14 protein-coding genes are annotated in these 19,494 nt (G+C 70.9%); 8 read left to right on the top strand and 6 right to left on the bottom strand.

Annotated elements, in window-relative coordinates; translation table 11 throughout:
• Positions 1-27: 27 nt before the first annotated feature.
• Complete coding sequence (locus ABZ434_RS09355) at positions 28-525, bottom strand: MarR family transcriptional regulator (protein ID WP_359133399.1); 498 nt, start codon at positions 523-525, stop codon at positions 28-30.
• 224 nt (positions 526-749) lie between these two features.
• Here ABZ434_RS09355 and ABZ434_RS09350 point away from each other — a divergent pair, with 224 nt between their 5' ends.
• Entirely contained in the window at positions 750-1,595 is an 846-nt protein-coding gene (locus ABZ434_RS09350) for a lysozyme (protein WP_359133397.1), read from the top strand.
• 283 nt (positions 1,596-1,878) lie between these two features.
• Entirely contained in the window at positions 1,879-2,559 is a 681-nt protein-coding gene (locus ABZ434_RS09345) for a polysaccharide deacetylase family protein (protein ID WP_359133699.1), read from the top strand.
• 104 nt (positions 2,560-2,663) lie between these two features.
• Here the strand turns inward: ABZ434_RS09345 and lon are convergent, their stop codons facing one another.
• The gene (gene lon / locus ABZ434_RS09340; RefSeq protein ID WP_359133395.1) at positions 2,664-5,084 is read right to left on the bottom strand and encodes an endopeptidase La; all 2,421 of its coding nucleotides are present in this window, start codon (positions 5,082-5,084) and stop codon (positions 2,664-2,666) included.
• Positions 5,085-5,427: 343 nt separating this feature from the next.
• Here lon and ABZ434_RS09335 point away from each other — a divergent pair, with 343 nt between their 5' ends.
• The 6 genes from ABZ434_RS09335 (at position 5,428) to ABZ434_RS09310 (ending at position 13,175) form a co-directional block, all read left to right on the top strand.
• Positions 5,428-6,006 (top strand): isochorismatase family protein, encoded by a 579-nt coding sequence (locus tag ABZ434_RS09335; RefSeq protein ID WP_359133393.1) that lies wholly within the window; start codon positions 5,428-5,430, stop codon positions 6,004-6,006.
• 44 nt (positions 6,007-6,050) lie between these two features.
• Positions 6,051-6,266 (top strand): hypothetical protein, encoded by a 216-nt coding sequence (locus tag ABZ434_RS09330; protein ID WP_359133391.1) that lies wholly within the window; start codon positions 6,051-6,053, stop codon positions 6,264-6,266.
• A gap of 109 nt (positions 6,267-6,375) precedes the next feature.
• Positions 6,376-7,071 (top strand): spermidine synthase, encoded by a 696-nt coding sequence (locus tag ABZ434_RS09325; RefSeq protein WP_359133389.1) that lies wholly within the window; start codon positions 6,376-6,378, stop codon positions 7,069-7,071.
• Positions 7,072-7,303: 232 nt separating this feature from the next.
• Entirely contained in the window at positions 7,304-8,041 is a 738-nt protein-coding gene (locus ABZ434_RS09320; RefSeq protein ID WP_148020697.1) for a response regulator transcription factor, read from the top strand.
• Positions 8,038-9,114, top strand: coding sequence for a HAMP domain-containing sensor histidine kinase (locus ABZ434_RS09315; protein ID WP_359133387.1), 1,077 nt, complete (start codon positions 8,038-8,040; stop codon positions 9,112-9,114). Before ABZ434_RS09320 ends, ABZ434_RS09315 begins: the two co-directional genes overlap by 4 nt.
• Before the next feature lie 257 nt (positions 9,115-9,371).
• Positions 9,372-13,175, top strand: a complete 3,804-nt coding sequence (locus ABZ434_RS09310) for a multifunctional oxoglutarate decarboxylase/oxoglutarate dehydrogenase thiamine pyrophosphate-binding subunit/dihydrolipoyllysine-residue succinyltransferase subunit (protein WP_359133385.1) — start codon at positions 9,372-9,374, stop codon at positions 13,173-13,175.
• A 149-nt stretch (positions 13,176-13,324) separates the two neighbouring features.
• Here the strand turns inward: ABZ434_RS09310 and fxsT are convergent, their stop codons facing one another.
• The 4 genes from fxsT to fxsA all read right to left on the bottom strand — a co-directional run bounded on the left by fxsT (position 13,325) and on the right by fxsA (position 19,420).
• Positions 13,325-16,318, bottom strand: coding sequence for an FxSxx-COOH system tetratricopeptide repeat protein (gene fxsT, locus ABZ434_RS09305; RefSeq protein WP_359133383.1), 2,994 nt, complete (start codon positions 16,316-16,318; stop codon positions 13,325-13,327).
• 81 nt (positions 16,319-16,399) lie between these two features.
• The gene (locus tag ABZ434_RS09300) at positions 16,400-17,791 is read right to left on the bottom strand and encodes an HEXXH motif-containing putative peptide modification protein (protein WP_359133381.1); all 1,392 of its coding nucleotides are present in this window, start codon (positions 17,789-17,791) and stop codon (positions 16,400-16,402) included.
• Positions 17,788-18,966, bottom strand: a complete 1,179-nt coding sequence (locus ABZ434_RS09295) for an FxsB family cyclophane-forming radical SAM/SPASM peptide maturase (protein ID WP_359133696.1) — start codon at positions 18,964-18,966, stop codon at positions 17,788-17,790. The genes ABZ434_RS09300 and ABZ434_RS09295 overlap by 4 nt, the downstream gene beginning before the upstream one ends.
• 262 nt (positions 18,967-19,228) lie before the next feature.
• A complete protein-coding gene (fxsA, locus tag ABZ434_RS09290; protein WP_359133380.1) occupies positions 19,229-19,420 on the bottom strand; it encodes an FxSxx-COOH cyclophane-containing RiPP peptide in 192 nt (63 codons plus the stop codon).
• Positions 19,421-19,494: the final 74 nt, after the last annotated feature.

The raw sequence follows: 19,494 nt of genomic DNA, 5'->3' as shown, positions 1-19,494 counted from the left end.
CGCGCCGTACCGGACGGGCCGCCGGCCTCAGCTCTCGGCGCGGGCGTTCAGCTGGTGCAGCAGCCTGGCCAGCTCCGCGACCTCGGCGCGGTCCCAGTCGGCGAGCTTGCGCACATAGCGGTCACGGCGTGCGTCCCGGACGCTGCGGAAGCGGGCGAGGCCCTCGTCCGTGAGATGGACGAGGAAGGCCCGCCCGTCGGCCGGGTCCGGCTCGCGCGCCACCAGTCCGAGGACCTCCAGGGCGCGCAGTTGACGGCTCATGGTGGCTTTGCCGACGCCGAAGTACGAGGCGAGGTCGGTGGCACGCTGACGCCCGGCCGATTCGAGACGCACGAAGAGTCCGTAGGCCGCCGCTTCCAGTTCGGGGTGCACCTCGCGTGCCATCTCCCCGGAGTTGGCCCTCGCGCGGCGCAGGAAGACCGCCAACTCCAGCTCCAGGGCGAGGAACTCGTGGTCCACACCACTTTCGCCGGTTGTGCCGGGTTCACTCCCGCGTTCGCTCCCGTGCACGTCAACACCCCTCATGAGCTTTCCCGCCGCTGAAAGTTTCTTTCGCCGCCGGTCATCGCCGCAGCTCCACCAGTATTTCGCAGGAGTAGACCAACGGCACCGCCCAGGCCCTCTTCCGCCGCACGGGTCTACGTGCGTAGCGTCATGCATGGCATGTTCACACCATGGCATGCCACCAGGGGTGCGTCCGTCGCGCCCCGGGTCAGCAGATCCCCCCACCAAGGCCTCGGAGGCACGCAATGCCCGTGCACAGATCCGGCTCCAAGACAGCCCGACGCTCGCGCTTCGCCGCAGCGGGAACTCTGCTCGCAGCTCTCTCCCTCCTCGTCGCCCTGCCCGGTGCCGCCGGCGCGGCCTCCACCGCCGGAGACCCCACGAAACCCGCCCGGGGCACGGCCACCATGGGCATGGGTGTCGTCGCCCACGACGGCCAGGGCGGACTGCCCACCACCCGCGCGGTCCAGACCGAAGGCGTGGACGTGAGCAGCCACCAGGGCAACGTCGCCTGGTCGACGCTCTGGAACAGCGGCGTGAAGTGGGCCTACACCAAGGCCACCGAGGGCACGTACTACACGAACCCGTACTTCGCCCAGCAGTACAACGGCTCGTACAACGTGGGGATGATCCGCGGTTCGTACCACTTCGCCACCCCGGACACCACGAGCGGCGCCACCCAGGCCAACTACTTCGTGGACCACGGCGGCGGCTGGTCCAAGGACGGCAGGACACTGCCCGGCGTGCTCGACATCGAGTGGAACCCGTACGGCGACCAGTGCTACGGGAAGACCGCGGCCGGGATGGTCTCCTGGATCCGTGACTTCGTGAACACCTACAAGGCGCGCACCGGTCGCGACGCGGTCATCTACACCGCGACCAGCTGGTGGCAGTCCTGCACGGGCAACAACGCGAGCTTCGGCGCCACGAACCCGCTCTGGGTGGCCCGTTACAACACCACGGTCGGCACGCTGCCGGCCGGCTGGGGCTACTACACGATCTGGCAGTACACCTCGTCCGGCCCGACGGTGGGCGACCACAACCACTTCAACGGGGCCCTCGACCGCGTACAGGCACTGGCCAACGGCTAGCCGCTCCGCCGCCCCTTCCCCGCAGAGCCCGGTGACGCACCCCGTCACCGGGCTCTGCCCCGTTCACACGTCTCCGAGCAGCCGCGAAGGCTCTCCAGCGCCGCACTCCGCCCCCCTATACACCGCATGTATACGTGCTGTGTATAGTCCCTGCAGTCCGCACGTGAGTGCGACGTAAGCAACGAGGGAGTGACCTGCCTTGCCCAGTAGGACGAAGTCGATCGGTACGGGGTTGGCCGTCGCTCTTGTGACGGCGCTCACGCTGACGCTGAGCGGCTGTTCGATGGAGACCACCGCACCCGGATCCGCCCGGGGCGACGCCGGCTCGGACGCGAAGGGCTCGTTCGGCCCGGTGGACTGCCGCGAGGCGAAGTGCATAGCCCTGACCTTCGACGCGGGGCCGGCCGAGGACACCCCCCGCCTGCTGGACATCCTCAAGAAGGAGAAGGTCCACGCGACGTTCTTCCTGCTGGGCAAGAACCACGTGAGGAAGCACCCGGAAACCGTCCGCCGGATCGAGGCGGAGGGCCATGAGGTCGCCAACCACACCTGGTCGCACGAGATCCTGACGGACAAGAAGCCCGCGGAGATACGCGCCGAGCTGGAGAAGACGCAGGACGCGATCGAGGCGATCACCGGAAAGAAGCCGCGTCTGATGCGCCCGCCGCAGGGGCGCACGGACGACACCGTCTCCGGGATCAGCAAGGACCTGGGCCTCTCCCAGATCCTGTGGAACGCCACCGCCAAGGACTACTCGACGACGGACTCCGCGCTGATCGAGAAGCGGATACTCGACCAGGCGACCAAGGACGGCATCATCCTGCTGCACGACATCTACAAGGGCACGGTGCCCGCGGTGCCCGGCATCATCGAGAAGCTGAGGAAGCGCGGCTACACCTTCGTCACCGTCCCGGAGCTGATGGCACCCGCCGAGCCGGTCCCCGGAACCATCTACCGTCCCTGACCCGGCCCCGGCCCACGCGCGAGACGGCCCGCCTCCCCGCAAGGGGGAGACGGGCCGCCCGTACCGGCCGTGTCCGTGGTGCCACGCCCGTCACTGTGTGACACCTACGCCGCGGCCGGGATCCTCCGCTCCGCCGGGGCCGAGGCCGGGGCGAGGGCGATCTCCAGGACCTGGCGGACATCCGTCACCGGGTGGACCTCCAGCGTGTCCAGCACCTCGGCGGGGACGTCGTCCAGGTCGGCCTCGTTGCGCTGGGGGATCACCACGGTGGTGATGCCCGCTCGGTGGGCGGCCAGCAGCTTCTGCTTCAGGCCGCCGATCGGCAGCACCCGTCCGGTCAGCGACACCTCACCGGTCATCGCCACGTCCGTACGGACCAGCCGCCCGGAGAGCAGCGACGCCAGCGCGGTCGTCAGGGTGATGCCCGCGCTCGGGCCGTCCTTGGGGACCGCGCCCGCCGGGAAGTGGATGTGCACGCCCCGGTCCTTGAGATCGGCGACCGGCAGCTCCAGCTCCGCTCCGTGCGAGCGCAGGAAGCTCAGCGCGATCTGCGCGGACTCCTTCATGACATCACCGAGCTGACCGGTGAGGGTCAGACCCGACGCCCCGGTCTCCGGGTCGGCGAGCGACGCCTCCACGAAGAGCACATCGCCACCTGCCCCGGTCACCGCGAGCCCGGTGGCCACGCCCGGCACCGCGGTGCGGCGCCCGGCCGGATCCTGGGCGGACTCCGGGACGTGGTGCGGCCGGCCGATGAGAGCGCGCAGGTCCTCGTCGGTCACCGTGAACGGCAGTTCGCGGTCCCCCAGTTCGTGCTGGGCCGCGACCTTGCGGAGCAGCCGGGCGACGGCCCGCTCGAGATTCCGGACGCCGGCCTCCCTCGTGTACTCGCCGGCCAGCTTGCGCAGGGCGGACTCGTCGAGGGTGACCTCTTCCTCCTCCAGACCGGCCCGCTCCAGCTGGCGCGGGAGCAGGTGGTCGCGGGCGATGACGACCTTCTCGTCCTCGGTGTAGCCGTCGAGCCTGACCAGTTCCATCCGGTCGAGCAGCGCCTCCGGGATGGCTTCGAGCACATTCGCCGTGGCCAGGAAGACGACATCGCTGAGGTCGAGTTCGACCTCCAGGTAGTGGTCGCGGAAGGTGTGGTTCTGGGCCGGGTCGAGGACTTCGAGGAGGGCTGCGGCGGGGTCGCCGCGGAAGTCGGAGCCGACCTTGTCGATCTCGTCGAGCAGGACGACCGGGTTCATCGAACCGGCCTCCTTGATGGCGCGGACGATGCGGCCGGGGAGCGCTCCGACGTACGTACGCCGGTGGCCCCGGATCTCCGCCTCGTCCCGGACCCCGCCGAGCGCGACGCGGACGAACTTGCGGCCCATGGCGTGCGCGACGGACTCGCCCAGCGAGGTCTTTCCCACGCCCGGCGGACCGACCAGGGCCAGCACCGCACCGCCGCGCCGGCCTCCGACCACGCCCAGCCCCCGGTCGGCCCGCCGCTTGCGGACCGCGAGGTACTCGGTGATGCGCTCCTTCACGTCCTGCAGGCCCGCGTGTTCGGCGTCGAGGACCTTCTGGGCGCCCTTGATGTCGTAGGCGTCCTCGGTGCGTTCGGTCCAGGGGAGTTCGAGGACGGTGTCGAGCCAGGTCCTGATCCAGGAGCCCTCGGGGCTCTGGTCGGAGGAGCGCTCCAGCTTGTCGACCTCCTTGAGCGCGGCCTCGCGGACGTGCTCGGGAAGGTCGGCGGCCTCGACGCGCGCCCGGTAGTCGTCGGACTCGTCCTCCGGGTCACCGTTGAGCTCGGAGAGCTCCTTGCGTACGGCGTCGAGCTGGCGCCGCAGCAGGAATTCGCGCTGCTGCTTGTCGACGCCCTCCTGGACGTCCTTGGCGATGGACTCGGCGACGTCCTGCTCGGCGAGGTGCTCGCCGAGCCACTGGATGGCGAGCTTCAGCCGGGCCACCGCGTCGGCGGTCTCCAGCAGCTGCACCTTCTGGGCGGTGGTCAGGAAGGGGGAGTAACCGGAGTTGTCGGCGAGCGCGGAGACGTCCTCGATCTGCTGGACCCGGTCCACGACCTGCCAGGCACCGCGCGTCTTCAGCCAGCTGGTGGCGAGCGCCTTGTACTCCTTGACCAGCTCGGCGACGGCTCCGGGGAGGGGGTCGGGGACGGAGACGTCGACCCGGGTCCCCTCCACCCAGAGCGCGGCACCGGGACCGCTGGTCCCCGCCCCGATCCGCACCCGTCCACGACCGCGGATGAGAGCACCCGGGTCGCCGTCCGAGAGCCGCCCCACCTGCTCGACGGTCCCGATGACACCGACTCCGGTGTAGGTCCCGTCGATGCGCGGAACGAGCAGCACCTCGGGCTTGCCACCGCCCCCGCGGGCTGCGGCCTGTGCGGCCTCCACCGCGGCACGCACCTCGCTGTCGGACAGGTCCAGAGGCACCACCATTCCGGGCAGCACGACCTCGTCGTCGAGCGGCAGCACAGGCAGGGTGAGCGGTGTGACCGCATTGGACTCAGTAGCCATGATCTCCCCTTCGGCAGTCAAGTTGAGCTATGCAGACTCAATGCTTGTGAGCCGCTCAATGTTCCCGAGGGTGTGTTCGCTGTGAGCGATCACGGAACGACTGCCGCCGTGCCCTCGGTGCAACGCCCGGTGCGGTCGCCGTAGTCCCTCGGGTGCGGGAGCGCGCCTCGGGTGCGGGAGCGCCCCTCCGATGCGGGAGCACCCCTCCGATGCGGGAGCGCGCCTCGGGTACGGGAGCGCGCCTCCGATGCGGGAGCGCCCCTCCGATGCGGGAGCACCCCTCCGATGCGGGAGCGCGCGAAATCCCTTGGAGGACGACAGCGCCGCCGGACAGGATGAGCCCATGACCGATTCCGTGCCTCCTTCCCATGCCCTGATCGTCGTGGACGTCCAGAGGGCCGGGGTGACCGGCGGCCGGGCCGTGCCCGGCGCGGCCGGACTGCTGGAGCGGACGGCAGGGCTGATCGCCCGCGCACGCCGGAGCGGTGCGCTGGTCGTGCACCTGCAGAACGACGGCGCGCCCGGCGCGGGCGACGAGCCGCACACCCCCGGCTGGGCGCTCCACCTGCCGGTCGAGGCGGGTCCCACGGAGTGTGTGATCCGCAAGACGCGGGACGACGGCTTCGCGGGCACGTCGCTGGGCTCCGTACTGAGCTCGGCGGGCGTCGGGGCGGTCGCCGTCTGCGGCGTGATGTCGGAGATGTGCGTCCAGGCGACGGCCCGCACGGCGCTGGCCCTGGGCTACCGGGTCGTCCTGCCCCATGACGCGCATGCCACGCAGGACATCCCGGCAGCCCCCGGGATCAGCGCGGCGGTCCCGGCCGCCGTGGTCTCGCGGGTGGCGGCCTGGGCGATCAGCGGGGACGCCGAGGTCACGGCGCGCGCCGCGGACGTGACGTTCGCGGCGCCGCGGTCGCGCTGAGGCCCCGCGGGTGCCGTGCCTGACACCGGGAGCGCCGGTGCGCTATGTGGACGACGATCTCGCCGCTGCCGATGACGGTCTACGCCGGTGCGGTGTACCTGGCGGCGCCGCGCACTCCCGGCGGCGCGGCCTCCGCGTGGGCCTGGCTGATGCAGCCGGGGGCATGGGTGGTGGCGTACGCGGCGGGCGCCGCACTGTTCGCCGTGCGCGGGCCGCGCCGCGAACGCGGCCGAGTCCTCGCCACGTTCGGGGACCAGTAGGCCGATTCGGCGGCCGAGCCGCCGCCCGGCGGGACAGGATGGCCAGGACCGTCAACAGCGGTGTCGTCGAACGGCGACGACATCGCACCGACCCCCGGAGATCAGCGCCATGTCTCTCACGTTCGGCCCCGACGCATTCGCCCCCGTCACCCTGGACCGCCGCGAGGGACCGTACGGGGAGGTCGTTCTGCGCAGGCGGGGCGACGACTTCGAGATCATCGCCAACGGGTGCTTCCTGATGGACACCTCGGACGGGCGCTCCGAACGGCTGCTGATCGATGCCGCGCTCGACGCGCTGCCTCCCGGCCGCCCCGCTCCGGCGATGCTCATCGGCGGGCTCGGCGTCGGGTTCTCGCTCGCCCGGGCCGCCGCCGAGCCGAGGTGGGGGCGGATCGCGGTGGCCGAGCGGGAACAGGCCGTCGTCGACTGGCACCGGGACGGGCCGCTGGCCGGGATCTCGGGGGCGGCGCTCGCCGATCCGCGGACGTGCATCCTGACGACGGACCTCGTCGCCCACCTCCGTACGACTACGCACCGTTACGACGCACTGTGTCTGGACATCGACAACGGGCCCGACTGGACCGTCACCGCCGACAACAGCAATCTGTACTCTCCCGCCGGGCTCGCCGACTGCCACGCTCGGCTGACACCGGGGGGCGTGCTCGCGGTGTGGTCCGCACAACCTTCCGCGGAGTTCGAACAAGCCCTACGGAATGCCGGATTCCATGGGGTAAGGACGGAAGAAGTAGGCGTTGCCCGAGGTGTGCCCGACGTGGTTCATCTCGCAATTCGAGCAGACCGATAACCCCCCGCCGGGTATGCGCGCCCCCGGGACGCCCGGGGGCCAAGCGCCACAAGCCCGACACTCCGCCTCCGTTGTCCCCCCGACCGGCCACCGCCGCCTTGCACCCTGCGTAGCCGGGAGCCCTCCGGTGCCTTTACGCTGCTGACCGATAGCGGGATCACCCACGAAATTCACGAGCGAAAACCGTACGTCCGGGGGAATGGCCTCCGTGAGAACGGGCAGGGGCGGGGCGATGGAACAGACACACACCACCCACACAGGTGTCGCGGCCACCCCGGGCGCGCAGCGCCGCGTGCTGGTGGTCGAGGACGACGCCACGATCGTCGATGCCATTGCCGCCCGGCTGCGGGCCGAGGGCTTCCTGGTGCAGACCGCGCTCGACGGCCCCGCGGCCGTGGACGCGGCCGAGGCCTGGCAGCCGGATCTGATGGTGCTCGACATCATGCTTCCCGGCTTCGACGGCCTGGAGGTCTGCCGGCGCGTGCAGGCCCAGCGCCCGGTGCCGGTGCTGATGCTGACCGCCCGCGACGACGAGACCGACATGCTCGTCGGCCTCGGCGTGGGCGCGGACGACTACATGACCAAGCCGTTCTCCATGCGCGAGCTGGCGGCCAGGGTCCACGTCCTGCTGCGCCGGGTGGAGCGGGCCGCACTGGCCGCCGTGACGCCCCGCAGCGGAATACTGCGCCTCGGCGAGCTGGAGATCGACCACGCACAGCGCCGGGTGCGGGTCCGCGCCGATGACGTGCACCTGACCCCGACCGAGTTCGACCTGCTGGTCTGCCTTGCCAACACTCCCCGCGCGGTGCTCTCCCGGGAGCAGCTCCTGGCGGAGGTCTGGGACTGGGCGGACGCCTCGGGTACCCGTACCGTCGACAGCCACATCAAGGCGCTGCGCCGCAAGATCGGCGCGGAGCGGATCCGTACCGTGCACGGTGTGGGCTACGCGTTGGAGACCCCCGCGCCATGACCGGGCCCGGACCGGGGCTGCGGCCGTTCTCCATCAAGGCCAAGCTGGGCACGCTGGTCGTGGTCTCGGTCTTCATCACGACCGGGCTGATCATGGTGGCCATGCGCACGCGCACCGAGCTCCGGTTCATCACGGTGTTCTCGGTGATCGCCACCTTGCTGATCACCCAGTTCGTGGCCCACGGCCTGACCGCGCCGCTGGACGAGATGAGGGCCGTGGCCCGGTCGATCTCGCACGGCGACTACACCAGACGCGTGAGCGGCGCCGACCGGCGCGACGAGCTCGGCGATCTGGCGCAGACGATCAACCTGATGGCCGACGATCTGGAGGCCGTGGACCGGCACCGCAAGGAGCTGGTGGCGAATGTCTCACATGAGCTGCGCACGCCCATCGCGGCGCTGAGAGCCGTGCTGGAGAACGTCGTGGACGGGGTGTCCTCGGCCGATCCGGAGACGATGCGCACGGCCCTCAAACAGACGGAGCGGCTCGGGCGGCTGGTGGAGACGCTGCTGGACCTGTCCCGCCTGGACAACGGCGTGGTCACGCTGAAGGCCGGCCGCTTCGAGGTGTGGCCCTATCTGTCGGGGGTCCTCAAGGAGGCGAACCTCGCCGCCGCGCACCGCCGGCTGTCCTCGGGCTCCGGCAACCACTCCCGCAAGGACGTCCATCTGCACCTGGACGTGTCCCCGCCGGAGCTGACCGCGCACGCGGATGCCGAGCGGCTGCACCAGGTGGTGGCCAATCTGATCGACAACGCCGTGAAGCACAGCCCGCCGCACGGCCGGGTCACCGTGCTCGCGCGTCGCGGTCCGCAGCCCGAGTCGCTGCATCTGGAGGTCCTGGACGAAGGTCCCGGCATCCCGGAGTCCGAGCGGCACCGGGTCTTCGAGCGTTTCAACCGGGGCGAAGTTCCGTCGCCGCACGGCCCGGGCAGCGACGGCGGTACGGGGCTGGGCCTCGCGATCGCCCGCTGGGCGGTGGATCTGCACGGCGGCCGGATCGGTGTGGCCGAATCAGCTCGCGGCTGCCGCATACGCGTCACTCTTCCGGGGATTCGTCAGCCGCGAGGTTGACATAGGGTTCGAACCGGAAGGGCGCGTTCTACGTGTTCTGTTCAAGGGGTACGGTCGAAGGGGCCGTAACTGCGGTCTCGCGTACCCGGAGTGAAGCGGAACCAAGCTTGTTTCCCGCCATTTCCTGCCCCGAAACCCGACTTTCGATGTGACTTGCACGACGAAGACCGGCCCGGCCTGCATGGAACGGCCGGGGAGGCGTAGCCTTGATTTCCGCTGTCCATCACCTTGTGAAGCGGAAGAGGGCGGTTGCCGCCGTGTCGTCTCAGTCCCCCAGTAACTCGAGCATCTCCACCGACCAAGCCAGCCCGGGTACGAACCCGGCTGCCGCTTTTGGCCCCAATGAGTGGCTCGTCGACGAGATCTACCAGCAGTACCTCCAGGATCCCAATTCGGTCGATCGCGCCTGGTGGGACTTCTTCGCCGACTACAAGCCGGGTACGTCCGGCACGGCGGACAAGCCCGTTCCCGGCGCCGCAGCCGCGGGGGCTGCGGTGCCCGCGGCCCCGGCCGCCACCGCACCGGCGCCCGCCGCTCCCGCGGCCAAGGCTCCGGCCGCACCGGCTGCCTCTGCGCCCGCTCCGGCCAAGCCCGCACCTGCCGCCCCGGCGGCTCCGGTGAAGGCCGCTCCGGCGAAGACCGCACCGGCCCCGGCCGCGAAGGCTCCCGCCGCTCCGGCCACCGAGGCCCCGGGCGGTCCGGAGTACGTGACGCTGCGCGGCCCCTCCGCCGCTGTCGCGAAGAACATGAACGCCTCGCTGGAGCTGCCGACGGCCACGTCCGTCCGCGCCGTCCCGGTGAAGCTGCTCTTCGACAACCGCATCGTCATCAACAACCACCTCAAGCGCGCCCGCGGCGGGAAGATCTCCTTCACGCACCTCATCGGGTACGCGATGGTGCAGGCCCTCAAGGCCATGCCGGCGATGAACTACTCCTTCGCCCAGAAGGACGGCAAGCCGACCCTGGTCAAGCCGGAGCACGTGAACCTCGGCCTCGCCATCGACCTGGTGAAGCCGAACGGCGACCGCCAGCTGGTCGTCGCGGCCATCAAGAAGGCCGAGACGCTCAACTTCTTCGAGTTCTGGCAGGCCTACGAGGACATCGTCCGCCGGGCCCGCAACGGCAAGCTCGGCATGGACGACTTCACCGGCGTCACCGCCTCGCTGACCAACCCCGGCGGCATCGGCACCGTTCACTCGGTGCCCCGCCTGATGCCCGGACAGGGCCTCATCATGGGCGTCGGCGCGATGGACTACCCGGCGGAGTTCCAGGGCACGTCGCAGGACACCCTGAACAAGCTGGGCATCTCCAAGGTCATGACGCTGACCTCGACGTACGACCACCGGGTCATCCAGGGCGCCGCCTCCGGCGAGTTCCTGCGGATCCTGGCCCAGCTGCTGCTCGGCGAGAACGAGTTCTACGACGAGATCTTCAAGGCGCTGCGCATCCCCTACGAGCCGGTCCGCTGGCTCAAGGACATCGACGCCTCGCACGACGACGACGTCACCAAGGCCGCGCGGGTCTTCGAGCTGATCCACTCCTACCGGGTCCGCGGCCACGTCATGGCCGACACCGACCCGCTGGAGTACCACCAGCGCAAGCACCCCGACCTCGACATCACCGAGCACGGCCTCACCCTGTGGGACCTGGAGCGGGACTTCGCGGTCGGCGGTTTCGCCGGCAAGACGATGATGAAGCTCCGCGACATCCTCGGTGTACTGCGTGAGTCGTACTGCCGCACCACCGGCATCGAGTTCATGCACATCCAGGACCCGAAGCAGCGCAAGTGGCTCCAGGACCGGGTGGAGCGTCCGCGCCCCAAGCCCGAGCGCGAGGAGCAGCTGCGCATCCTGCGCCGGCTGAACGCCGCGGAGGCGTTCGAGACCTTCCTGCAGACGAAGTACGTCGGCCAGAAGCGGTTCTCGCTGGAGGGCGGCGAGTCCGTCATCCCGCTGCTCGACGCGGTCATCGACTCCGCCGCCGAGGCCCGCCTCGACGAGGTCGTCATCGGCATGGCCCACCGCGGCCGGCTGAACGTGCTGGCGAACATCGTCGGCAAGTCGTACGCGCAGATCTTCCGGGAGTTCGAGGGCAACCTCGACCCGAAGTCGATGCACGGCTCCGGCGACGTCAAGTACCACCTGGGCGCCGAGGGCACCTTCACCGGTCTGGACGGCGAGCAGATCAAGGTCTCGCTGGCCGCCAACCCCTCGCACCTGGAGGCGGTCGACCCGGTCCTGGAGGGCATCGCCCGCGCCAAGCAGGACATCATCAACAAGGGCGGCACGGACTTCACCGTCCTGCCCGTCGCGCTCCACGGCGACGCGGCCTTCGCGGGCCAGGGCGTCGTCGCCGAGACGCTGAACATGTCGCAGCTGCGCGGCTACCGCACCGGCGGCACCGTGCACGTGGTGATCAACAACCAGGTCGGCTTCACCGCCGCCCCGGAGTCCTCGCGCTCCTCGATGTACGCCACCGACGTGGCGCGCATGATCGAGGCGCCGATCATCCACGTCAACGGTGACGACCCCGAGGCCGTCGTCCGTGTCGCACGGCTCGCCTTCGAGTTCCGGCAGGCGTTCAACAAGGACGTCGTGATCGACCTCATCTGCTACCGCCGCCGCGGTCACAACGAGGGCGACAACCCGCAGTTCACCAACCCGCAGATGTACACCCTGATCGACAAGAAGCGCTCGGTGCGCAAGCTGTACACCGAGTCCCTGATCGGTCGCGGCGACATCACGCTGGAAGAGGCGGAGCAGGCGCTCCAGGACTTCCAGGGCCAGCTGGAGAAGGTGTTCGCGGAGGTCCGCGAGGCCACCTCGCACCCGGCGCAGCCGCACGTGTCGGACCCCCAGGCCGAGTTCCCGGTGGCCGTGACCACCGCGATCTCCCAGGAGGTCGTGAAGCGGATCGCCGAGTCGCAGGTCAACATCCCGGATCACATCACCGTCCACCCGCGCCTGATGCCGCAGATGCAGCGCCGTGCGGCCTCGGTGGAGGACGGCACGATCGACTGGGGCATGGGCGAGACCCTGGCCATCGGTTCGCTGCTGATGGAGGGCACCCCGGTCCGGCTCGCCGGCCAGGACACCCGCCGCGGCACGTTCGGCCAGCGCCACGCGGTGCTGGTCGACCAGGTGACCGGCGAGGACTACACCCCGCTGCTCTACCTCACCGACGAGCAGGCCCGTTACAACGTCTACGACTCGCTGCTCAGCGAGTACGCGGCGATGGGCTTCGAGTACGGCTACTCGCTGGCACGCCCGGAGTCGCTGGTCGTCTGGGAGGCCCAGTTCGGTGACTTCGTCAACGGCGCGCAGACCGTCGTGGACGAGTTCATCTCCTCGGCCGAGCAGAAGTGGGGGCAGACCTCCGGCGTCACGCTGCTGCTGCCGCACGGCTACGAGGGCCAGGGCCCGGACCACTCGTCCGCCCGCCCGGAGCGCTTCCTCCAGATGTGCGCGCAGGACAACATGACGGTCGCGATGCCGACCCTGCCGTCGAACTACTTCCACCTTCTGCGGTGGCAGGTGCACAACCCGCACCACAAGCCGCTGATCGTCTTCACCCCGAAGTCGATGCTCCGCCTCAAGGCGGCGGCTTCGAAGGCGGAGGAGTTCACCACCGGCGGCTTCCGCCCGGTGATCGGCGACGAGTCGGTCGACCCGAGCGCGGTCCGCAAGGTCGTCTTCTGCACCGGCAAGGTCTACTACGACCTGGACGCCGAGCGTCAGAAGCGTGGCGACACGGAGACCGCGATCATCCGTCTGGAGCGCCTGTACCCGCTGCCGGGTGCCGAGCTCCAGGCCGAGATCGCCAAGTACCCGAACGCGGCGAAGTACCTGTGGGCCCAGGAGGAGCCGGCCAACCAGGGTGCCTGGCCGTTCATCGCCCTGAACCTGATCGACCACCTGGACCTGGCCGTCGGCGCCGACGTCCCGCACGGTGAGCGCCTGCGCCGCATCTCGCGGCCGCGCGGCTCCTCGCCGGCGGTCGGCTCGGCCAAGCGTCACCAGGCCGAGCAGGCTCAGCTGGTCGCAGAGGTCTTCGAGGCCTGACCGGCACGTTCACGGCCGAGGGCCCGGCTCCGCGAGTGATCGCGGGGCCGGGCCCTCGGCCGTGCAGCTGACGGGCGCATGGGCCGTGGCGGGCGCCGACGCCGCGTCCTGCGCGGCCCACTTGATGCCTCAGCAACGGCTCCGCTAGATCAAATGATCTGGGGTTCGAAGTCCCAGTAGGGCCGGACGCGGGACCGCGCCGAAACGGTGTGGACGTGTTGGGCGCCCAGCGTCTTCTCCAGGTCGTCCAGCGCCTCCGACTCGACCTTGTCCGCATGCTGCAGGTCACGAAGGCCCCGCAGGTCCGCCGCATGCGCGATGCGGGCGGAGAGCGTCAGCGGATGGGTACGGCCGAGCACTTCGATGGCCCGGGTGCTGATCGCGTCCGTCAGCGCGGCAGCGGACTCCGGGTCGCCCACCAGGTTGCGCAGCGCCGAGGCGTTGACCGCGCAGCCCAGCGTCCAGGGGTGGTTCTCGCCCACCATCCGGCCCATGTCGGTGAGGGCCTCCTCCAGCAGATGGTGTGCCTGGTCCCGCTCACCGACGTTGCGCAGGATCAGGGCGTGGTTGGCCCGGGTGCCCGCGACATACGGATGCTCCTCACCCAGCATGTCGACATAGCCGCCCACGACCTTCTCGCTTATGGCCCTGGCCTGGTCGATGTCGGCATGCTCCCGCGCGAAGAAGCTCTGGCTGGCCGCGAACATCATGGTCAGGGGGTCGCTCTCGCCGAGGACCCGCTCGCCCCGCTCCAGAACCCGGGTGAACAACTCCGCGGCATCTCCACGCTTGCCCGAGCGGTACAGGCAGAGCGCGAGGTTGTGCTCGGCACGCAGGGTCTGCGGGTTGTCCTGGCCCATCACGATGCGGTGCACCCGGGCGCTCTGGGTCTGGAGCGATTCGGCCTCGCTGTACCGGCCTAGCAGGCGCAGGTCGGTGCCGTAGTTGATCTCCGAGTAGAGGGTCCAGCTGTGACGTGGCCGGAGGAGCTGCCGACGGGACTCGAGGGTGCGCCGGTTGAGTTCCAGCGCATCCCTGTACCGGCCCAGCAGCCGGAGCGAAATGGCCAGGTTGTTCTGCGCGTTGAGCGTGCGCGAGTCCTGGTCCCCCAGCAGCTCCCGGTAGGCGCCCAGGATCCACTCGGACATCTCGTGGGCCTCTTCGTACCGCCCCAGCCCTCGCAGGTCGGCCGCGAGACCTCCTGCCGCGCGCAGGTGCTCCAGGTCCTGCGCACCCCGCTCGGCCCGCAGGTGGTCGACGGCGGCCCGCTCGATCGCCTCGGTTCCGGCGTAGTCGCCGACGGCCCGCAGCAGGTTGGCGTAGTTGTAGCTGAGGTCCCACAGGCGCGGGTGGTTCTCGCCGAGCAGTGAGCTCCAGGCGGTCATGGCCCGGGAGCCCAGCTTGATGCCGGCCCGGTACTCCCCGGAGAGGTACATGTAGCGCAGGCAGTTGAGCACCAGGCTCTGCACCGCGGGGTCCGTGCTGCGCAGGACGTCGGCCCACTTCAGGTGCGGGGTGATCTCGGCGTACGTGGGCCACAGCCGGGTGTCCGTGGGGCGGCCGGGGTCGGCGGCGGCGAGGGCGCGGCGTACGACGTCGATGAACTCCCGGCGGTCCTGGTCCGGCATGTCCTTGCGGACGATCTGGTGCACCATGCGGTGCAGGTAGATGGACTCACCCGAGGACGCGTCGTCGATGATGGAGTCGTGGGACTCCAGGCGGACGACGGAGTACTGGCGCAGCTGGCCGATCGCCTTGTTCCAGAGCAGCGGATCGTTCATCAGACCCGAGAGCTGTTCGGGCAGTTCCCCCGACGGCATTTCCTTCAGCAGCCGTACGGGGATGGACCCCGGCGCGAAGAAGCTGCACAGGCGCAGCAGGTCGACGGATTCGGGGACGGTGTCCCGGAGCTTGTTCAGCAGTATCGACCAGGCCGTCTGGAACGCCAGCGGGAAGTCGGCGGAGACCTTGACGACGTCCTGGTCGATGCCGCCGCCGAGCAGGTCGATGTACTCCTCGACCGACATGTCGGAGTCGTTGAGCCAGCCGGCGGTCTGGTCGAGCAGCAGGGGGAGATCCTCCAGCGCCTCGGCGAGCCGGTCGGCCTCGGTGTGCGTGAGCCGCGGGGCACGGCGGCGGATGAAGGCGACCGACTCGTCGCGATCGTAGACCGGTACCTCGACGAGGTTGCTGTTGTGCTCGCTCCACTCCGGGTTGCGGGAGGTGATCAGGACGTGCCCCGGGCCGGTCGGGACCAGGTCCCAGATCTGCTCGGGTTCGTCCGCGCCGTCCAGGATCAGCAGCCAGTGGGCGTGCGGGTCGCCGCGGCGCAGCGAGTCGCGGACCGCGCGGAGGCGTTCGCCGTACTCGGCTCCGGTGGACAGGCCCAGTTCGGGGGCGAGTTCGGCGAGCTTCTGCCGGTAGAGCGCACGCCGGTCGGCGGGCACCCACCACACCACGTCGTACTCGGAGCCGAAACGGTAGACGTACTCGGCGGCCAGCTGTGTCTTGCCGACGCCGGACATGCCGTGCAGCGTGACCACGCCGGCGCCGGTCCCGGCGTCCTGAAGTGCTTGGTAGGCCTTGCTGAGCAGTTCCTCGCGGCCGGTGAAGCGGGTGTTGCGGCGCGGGACCCCGCCCCACACCTCGGGGGTGTCGAACGGGAAGCGGGGGCCGCTGCGGGCCTCGGGGCCCTCGGGCAGCGGGCTCGTGGGCAGGCCCAGGCGGACGAGGAGCCGGCGCTCCGCCTCGACCGCGCCGACGTTGGTGAGATCGGCCGCGCCGAACACCGAGGTGGCACCGGGCAGTGCCGAGGTCGTGATGGACACCGCGGCGAACCGGTCCGGGTCGGGGGCGACGACCGCGCGCAGGGCCCGGTTCCACTCCTCGTGGCTGCGCGGACCCAGCTGGAAGTACCAGTCGCTGAGCAGGACCAGGACCCGTCCGCGGGAGAGCGTCAGATCCTGTAGGGCGTCCTCCAGCGGGAGCTCCACCTGGGGGTCCCAGCGCTGCTGCACGACCGTCACGCCGCGCCGCTCCAGACGGTCCGCGATCCACGCCGCCCAGGCCCGGTTGAAACCGGCGAAACTGAGGGTGACGGTCTGCGCCCCGATTGCTCCAACTTGCTTACGCGTACCGGGCATTCAACCGTCTCCCTGACATCGTTGCGAGCCTTTTCAAGATACACCTGGGCGTGTTCGCTCCGGCCGGAATCACCTGGCTGCTCACGTCCTGGGTGATCCGTTCCTCTGCTGCCATATCACCCTCGTGGTGTTCACGTAGGCCTCCGCGCGCGCCAGGTGACCCGTGGGTGGCGGCGAATCCTCCAGACGGTGGTAGAGCGTGATCATCTCGTTGACGAGGATGCGCCCCTCGACGGTCAGCAGGGCCGATCCGACCAGTACGGGCAGTACGGCCCCGACCTGTTGACGGCAGCGGGCGTGTTCGGCCCAGGCCAGGTCGCGATGGGTGACGCGGCGCGAGCCGAGCGCGAAGCGCTGCCAGTAGTCGGCGAGCGCCAGGTGTGAGTAGGCGCCCTGGAACAGCCCGTCGAAGGGCCTGGGGTCGGCGCGCCACGGGGCGAAGTGGCGGGGTGCGGCGTCCTCGTGGTGCAGCGGGACGAGCGCGCCGAGCGCGGCGAGCTTGGTGTGCTGGAGCTCGTGGACGAGCGTCGAGGCGAAGTAGGCGGGGGTGGCCGGCTTGCTGCTGAGGACCGCGCCGAACGCCTCGCGCCGGGTGCCGCTGCAGTGGGCCGCCGCCTCGCCGGTGGGCCCCGAGCCGGGCGGCGGGCCGAGCGGGACGAGGCACCGCAGCAGCACGGCCGCTTCGGTGAGCCGGTGCTCGCCGCCGATGCGGAGCAGCGGTTCGACTCCGGCCCAGGAGGCGATCCAGGCCTTGCGTTCCTGGTCGTCGACGTGCGCGGCCGCGCTCAGGCCGTGCCGTTCGAGGCCGGTGCCGCGGGTGCGGTACGGATCGACGTCGTCCAGGGGTACGGGGCCTGCGCCGGGCAGCACGGGCGGCAGCATGAGGACCGGCAGCCATCGGGGGTCGGCCGAGCTCATGGTGCCGTCCGGCTGGGCCCGTACCGTCACAGGAGGCCCGCCGGCCGGCCGCACGGTCATCTCGTCGTCGGCGAAGGTGAGTGCGACCGGTCCGTCCTCGGCGCGTACCGCTCCGAGCGTGGGCAGCGAGCACTGTCCGCCGCGGGCGGTGAGACGGGCGGTGACGGGCGTCCGGGAGCGGATCGCGGCCGCTGCCGCGAGTGCGCTCAGATGGGCCAGGCCGGCGAGGAGGTCCGGGCCCGTGGCGGTCCTCGAGGTGAGGCCGGCCAGGAGGCCCTCCGCCCAGGGGCCCGTCATGGGGTGGAACAGCACAGCGCGCACCGCGGTCCGGTCGGCGCGTTCGGCGGCTTCGAGCAGCGCCCAGTCCGCGCGGAGCCGGTCGAGGAGCGGGGGCGGGCACACGGTCACGGGCGCGGCGGCCGCCGCGTCGAGCAGGGCCCGGAGAAGGACGAGGCGGCGGGTGTCCTGGTCGCGCACGAGCAGGCCGAGGGTGGCTGCGGTGCCTTCGGTGCGGCCGAGTTCGCGCAGTACGCGATCGGGGATGGCGGAGCTCATGGGGGGTCTCCTGCGGTTGCGTCGGCGAGCCGGTCCGCCACGTGGCGGACCAGCCGGTCGAGGTCGGCGCAGTAGACGGACGGATTGATGAAGCCGTTCTCTGCGCGGTACCGGTGGGCGTAGTGGCCGCCGCCGCAGACGTGCAGCAGCGGGCATGCACGGCAGAGGGCGGCGAGTGCGCCGGCTCCTGCCTGGCGTGCGGCGACGCCGGGGTGGCGCAGGGCGTCGTCGAAGGTGTGGCGGAAGATGTCGAGTCCGGTGGCGGCGGCGGTGTCGTAGGCGGACTTGAGGGAGTCGACCTGTTCGATCGATCCGTCCGTCTCGACCACGACCGCGTTGACCGGGTCGAGCCCTAGGGACTCGGTGGCGGCGGGCAGCCCGAGGAGCAGGGCGATGCACTCCTCGAAGAGCCTGATCCGGGTCTCCCGCCGCGCGGCCGGCCACCAGCGGTCGAAGACGGTGCACAGCCAGTCGCCGTACGGGGTGGCGCGGCCCGGGCCCGGGCCTGCGGGAACACCGGCCGGATCCGGCAGGCCGGGGGGCGGTCTGGTCCAGTTGCCGTGCGGCAGCAGCAGGTCCAGGGCCGGCGGGCGCAGGGCGAGCAGCGACTCGTACATCTCCAGGGGGTCGGTGCGCGGGTCGACGACGGTGAGGATCCCCGCGTACGCCTCCGGGTGGCGGTCGGCGAGCAGCCGGGCGCCGCGGGAGGCGGCGGGCCATGAGGGGCGGCCCGCGTGGTCGGTGCGCTGGGTGTTGTGTGCGGCCAGGCCGCCGTCCAGGCTGATGCCGATGCGTATGCCGTGCCGGGCGAGGGTGGTGACGCCGGCGTCGGTGAGGAGGGTGGCGTTGGTCTGCACGGTGGCGTGGACGGTGCAGTCGCCGGGCACCCGCTCACGCAGCCGGTCGGCGAGGGCGGCCAGCCGTTCGGGCCCGGCCAGTAGGGGTTCGCCGCCGTGCAGCACGAGGGCGACGTGGCGGAGACGGTGTGCGGCCGCGTGTTCGGCGATGCGGTCCGCGGTCCGGTCGAGGACGGTGGGCGAGGCGGCGGCGGGGCGGGTCCGCCACGTCGCGTCGGGGCCCTCGTACAGATAGCAGTACCGGCACGCGAGGTTGCAGCGGCCGTGCACCTTCACGATGAACTGCCCGAAGGGCACGGGGGCGGCCTCCGGGCGCACCGCCCCCGGGTCCTGACGCGCCGCCTTCTCCGCGCGCCCCGGCGTCGTCGGTCGAGCCACTCCGGCACCCCCGTGCTGTACGTCTGCCGGGACGGAGCCCGGAAGCGGCCGCCCGGGCCGGGCGGTCCCCGCGTGGCACGGCGAGGGCCGGTCGGTCCCGGGCGATGAAGTCGTGGTCGTCGGCGCCCCGGACCCTACGGCTGCCGGGCTCCCCGTGGTGGTGGTCGGCGCCCCGGACCGCGTGACTGCGGGGCTCTCCGCCTCAGAAGGCGTTGTTGAATCCCCAGAGCATCTCCCGCGGCTGCTCGACGCGGCCGCGCAGATCCGCGACCACCTCGGACAGCACGGGGTGGTCCATCGTCCGCAGGGACTCCAGATCCAGGCCCAGCAGATCCGGCAGCTCACCGGACGCACCGGTCGCTTCCGCCCCGCCCTTACGTGTCGACTCGTTCATCACGCCTCCCCGTAGTGCAGCACCGGGACCGTCGCGCCGCGCTCGCCGTCGAGCGCGCACCGCCGGTCCCGCGT

The sequence above is a fragment of the Streptomyces sp. NPDC005761 genome (assembly GCF_040630635.1).
GTDB lineage: Bacteria > Actinomycetota > Actinomycetes > Streptomycetales > Streptomycetaceae > Streptomyces.
This window is presented reverse-complemented; position numbering and strand designations above follow the sequence as displayed.

Coding starts and splice junctions, on each gene's coding strand:
- ABZ434_RS09355 (WP_359133399.1), bottom strand. CDS start 525: ATGAGGGGTGTTGACGTGCACGGGAGCGAACGCGGGAGTGAACCCGGC.
- ABZ434_RS09350 (WP_359133397.1), top strand. CDS start 750: ATGCCCGTGCACAGATCCGGCTCCAAGACAGCCCGACGCTCGCGCTTC.
- ABZ434_RS09345 (WP_359133699.1), top strand. CDS start 1,879: ATGGAGACCACCGCACCCGGATCCGCCCGGGGCGACGCCGGCTCGGAC.
- lon (WP_359133395.1), bottom strand. CDS start 5,084: ATGGCTACTGAGTCCAATGCGGTCACACCGCTCACCCTGCCTGTGCTG.
- ABZ434_RS09335 (WP_359133393.1), top strand. CDS start 5,428: ATGACCGATTCCGTGCCTCCTTCCCATGCCCTGATCGTCGTGGACGTC.
- ABZ434_RS09330 (WP_359133391.1), top strand. CDS start 6,051: ATGTGGACGACGATCTCGCCGCTGCCGATGACGGTCTACGCCGGTGCG.
- ABZ434_RS09325 (WP_359133389.1), top strand. CDS start 6,376: ATGTCTCTCACGTTCGGCCCCGACGCATTCGCCCCCGTCACCCTGGAC.
- ABZ434_RS09320 (WP_148020697.1), top strand. CDS start 7,304: ATGGAACAGACACACACCACCCACACAGGTGTCGCGGCCACCCCGGGC.
- ABZ434_RS09315 (WP_359133387.1), top strand. CDS start 8,038: ATGACCGGGCCCGGACCGGGGCTGCGGCCGTTCTCCATCAAGGCCAAG.
- fxsT (WP_359133383.1), bottom strand. CDS start 16,318: ATGCCCGGTACGCGTAAGCAAGTTGGAGCAATCGGGGCGCAGACCGTC.
- ABZ434_RS09300 (WP_359133381.1), bottom strand. CDS start 17,791: ATGAGCTCCGCCATCCCCGATCGCGTACTGCGCGAACTCGGCCGCACC.
- fxsA (WP_359133380.1), bottom strand. CDS start 19,420: ATGAACGAGTCGACACGTAAGGGCGGGGCGGAAGCGACCGGTGCGTCC.